This window comes from Laceyella putida (assembly GCF_042665195.1).
Lineage (GTDB): Bacteria > Bacillota > Bacilli > Thermoactinomycetales > Thermoactinomycetaceae > Laceyella > Laceyella putida.
In genome coordinates this window covers 1-3,285 of record NZ_JBHTBW010000039.1, presented here as the reverse complement: position 1 = coordinate 3,285, position 3,285 = coordinate 1, and the positions used below count along the sequence as shown (strand labels likewise).

Sequence of the window (3,285 nt, the reverse complement as noted above, 5' to 3'; positions counted from 1 at the left end):
AGGAGCTCTTACGAGCTAAATGAACGAACACTTTCTTAGGTCACGCTTACTCACTCTTTAGTTTTCAGGGAATGCGCGAAAAGCCTCTACAGCCGAAAGGTTGTGGAGGCTTTTTTGTGCTGGGATGTTTGCGGTAATGGTGCTTGTCCACTTTTAACATGTTCAAAAAATCGTGTAGAAAATTGGATATAAATAATCTAGCTGCTTACGAATGGATTTATATGATGGAGGAGGGGGAATCACAGTCACAAAGGGAGGATAGATCAAAAGAAGAAAAGGCCTTTTTTTATTTGTGTAAAGACAGATCGAGGTAAACAGATGAGTATTGGCTTGGATTTTTTTGGGGTATATCGTCTTTTTTGGCGCGTTGATCTTGGCGTTAGGTTTGCTTGCGTTCTCCGTGTTTACGTTGGCAACGGAAGGGTTTAAGCTGGGGCCGCTTAAGCTTTGCATGCTTCGCGCACTAAAAGTGAAAAAGTATCAACCCAAAGGGATTGTCTTGTCCCCGGAAGATGCCCCTCAACTGTTTCGCATAGTCAAGAAGAATACATCGCCGATTCCAATGCGGCGAAAGCAACTTTGACACAAACAGCCGCCGATTGCCTCATCATGAACTATGCGGGTGGCGGATATTTTATAAAGAGTTTCTTTCTGCCGTGCTGGAAGAAGCAAACCAGGACAAACAAGAACCCCGATGTCGCGGCTTTATGAACTTATGGCAGATATGAACGTCAAGCATGAGAGAACCAACAGGACAATGGTTGGAGAAGGAGTTTCGTAAGTAAAGATGACAAGATCATCCCAGTCCCTATGGATTTATGATATATTTTGGTTGAGCCTGTTTTAAGGTTCAGCAAAATCTGTTTTATAAAGGGTGGAATTATTATATATGTTTAAGCCGATTTTTGAAGAACGATCTTCGATGAGTGAAAGAATCATCTCGCAGATTATGGATGCGATTGTAAAAGGGGAAGTGAAGCCTGGGGACCGTTTGCCGACGGAGCGGGATTTGGCAACCTTGTTCCAAGTGAGCCGCACGGTGGTCCGCGATGCGATTAAAACATTGGCTGGACGAAATATTTTGCATGTGAAGCATGGGAAAGGCATTTTTGTTGCGAACATTCAACCGACGGATATCGAATCGTTCTCACAAGGAATCTGGCAGGATGCGGCTGTTCACGATTTGTTTGAGATTCGAAAAGTATTGGAAACAGAAGCGGCGGCTTGGGCTGCGGAAAGACGGCAACAGCATCATTTGGAACGGCTGGAGTGGATCATACAGGATGCCAAACTTCATTCTGACCAACCGGAGGTGTTGGATGAGCGCGATGCGCAATTCCATATGGCGATTGCGGAGGCTTCTTGCAATTTAGTCGTGGTCAAAATCATGATTTCTTTATTGGATTTATTAGCGAAAAGCAGGCAAGGGAGTTACAGCATTCCCGGACGATCGTTGGAATCATTGCAAGACCATGAGTTGATTATTGAAGCGATTATGCGACAAGATAAGGAATTGGCGCGGCAGCGCATGTTGCAACATTTGGAAGGGGTAGAGGCGACCGTCAGTAAGCAGCGGGGAGAACTGCGGCAACAGGAAGATTAACGCCATATCATCATCCCATTAATGAAATCGCTTCCAACATGAAGGGGATTAAATTTTCAAAACGGTTCAGCTGAGGATGAACATGAAATGACTGGCCAAAGGAATGGATTATGATAGAACATGACTTCGTTTTTGTAAATCGGGCAACAGGTGACTCCGCTTGAATTCTACCCTGTGCCCGATATTTACTGAATCAAATCACTGATGAAGATCATCCTTGAATCGGCTCGATGCGGCTGAGCAACAGGGTTACAGCCAAGACCGAAGCCATCATGCATGCGCCACCCAACGTTAAGGCCATGGCAAACCCTGCCTTTTCCGCGACCCAGCCCGTCAAGATTGGAGACACAATGGCGGCCAATGCCCCTGCCGTGTTCATCATGCCACCCAGTGTACCTGTGCACTCTTTGGGAGCGATGTCTTGAGGGAGGGCCCATAGGAGGGCCGCAGACGCGGATTCAGCGGCAAGGGCGATAACCAAGAGAATAGCCGCGAGGTAGGCTGTTTGGACAAAAGTGGCGAAGATGACGGAAGTCGCTGTCAATTGGGTTGCAATAAGCAGTGATTTTTTCATTTTTGTTGGAGAGTGGCCGTGGTTGATGAGCAGGTCGGACACAAGTCCGATGACTGGTTGGATGAACATGCTAACGACCCATGGGAAGGTGGCGAAAAAAGCGACGGATGCTAAATGGAGTTGCCGCACGATAATAAAGTACATAGGTAACCAAGTCAGATATAAATAATAGAGGTAATCCTGGAGAAATTTAATGAGAAGGATTGCCCATGTATTGCGATGTCTCAATAAGATTGCCCAATGGGATGTTCCGCGCATGGCTGTCTTCCGGTTCGAGGAGGGCTTGGTTTCTTGGTAGGTGGCAAACCAGATCAAGACCCAAACCAAGCTGCCAAGTCCCGTTACCAAAAAAAGCGGCCCTCCAATCAGGGTGGCTGGAGCCTCCAAAGGTGAGCATTAACCATATCATCAATCTAGGCGTAAGAGCGTACCCCAAGCGTAGCCCAGCTAAATATAGCCCTGTTGCCAGGCCGCGTTGGTTTTCGGCGAAATGATCTCTTACCACTTTGGTAGCAACGGGGAAATGGGCCGATTCGCCGATTCCCACCAAAGTTCGGCTGAACAACAACATGGTTAAACTTTCGTGCCAATCTGGTTAAAGCGGAAGCGATAGACCAGATGGCAGCGGCGATTCCGTATATTTTCTTTGCCCCAAAACGGTCAACCAGCCAACCGGAAGGCAGATTAAATAGACAGTAAGTCCAACCAAAGGAAGAAAGAACCAGTCCCATCGTGCTCATATCCAGATGAAGTTCTCTTGCGATAAACGGGCTTGCGGTGGCCAAGCTGGAACGGTCAACCGCATAAATCAAGGTTCCGCTGAAAACTAATAGCAGTATCTACCATTGTCTTCCGATGAAATGGAATTTCATATGGACACCTCGCGAATAAAAACGGTCAGCAATGTATTCTATGACATGATCAACATCTTTTATGATGGATTCTTTTCGATGAGTCCAGTTATGAATTAACTAGTTTGTGTGATCTGGAATTAATTGGTTGATAAATTTATTTTAAAAAAAGTGTTGTTTTCATTTAGTAGTCGTGATATATTATTCCTTGTCGCCACGAAAGAGTGGTGACCACAAACAAACGCACCTTGAAAATT

The 3,285-nt window shown here is 45.9% G+C and carries 3 protein-coding genes and 1 pseudogene; 2 read left to right on the top strand and 2 right to left on the bottom strand.

Features of this window, described 5'->3' with window-relative positions:
- Positions 1-325 precede the first annotated feature (325 nt).
- Together ACFQNG_RS12180 and ACFQNG_RS12175 are read left to right on the top strand one after the other, a co-directional pair.
- Positions 326-583 (top strand): hypothetical protein, encoded by a 258-nt coding sequence (locus tag ACFQNG_RS12180; protein ID WP_379865345.1) that lies wholly within the window; start codon positions 326-328, stop codon positions 581-583.
- 306 nt (positions 584-889) lie between these two features.
- Entirely contained in the window at positions 890-1,603 is a 714-nt protein-coding gene (locus tag ACFQNG_RS12175; RefSeq protein WP_379865344.1) for a FadR/GntR family transcriptional regulator, read from the top strand.
- Positions 1,604-1,814: 211 nt separating this feature from the next.
- Here ACFQNG_RS12175 and ACFQNG_RS12170 read toward each other — a convergent pair.
- Together ACFQNG_RS12170 and ACFQNG_RS12165 are read right to left on the bottom strand one after the other, a co-directional pair.
- Positions 1,815-2,697: pseudogene (locus tag ACFQNG_RS12170) on the bottom strand (MFS transporter); the annotation flags it as partial.
- Positions 2,591-3,013, bottom strand: coding sequence for an MFS transporter (locus tag ACFQNG_RS12165; protein ID WP_379865347.1), 423 nt, complete (start codon positions 3,011-3,013; stop codon positions 2,591-2,593). The gene ACFQNG_RS12165 and the pseudogene ACFQNG_RS12170, both read right to left, overlap by 107 nt.
- Positions 3,014-3,285: the final 272 nt, after the last annotated feature.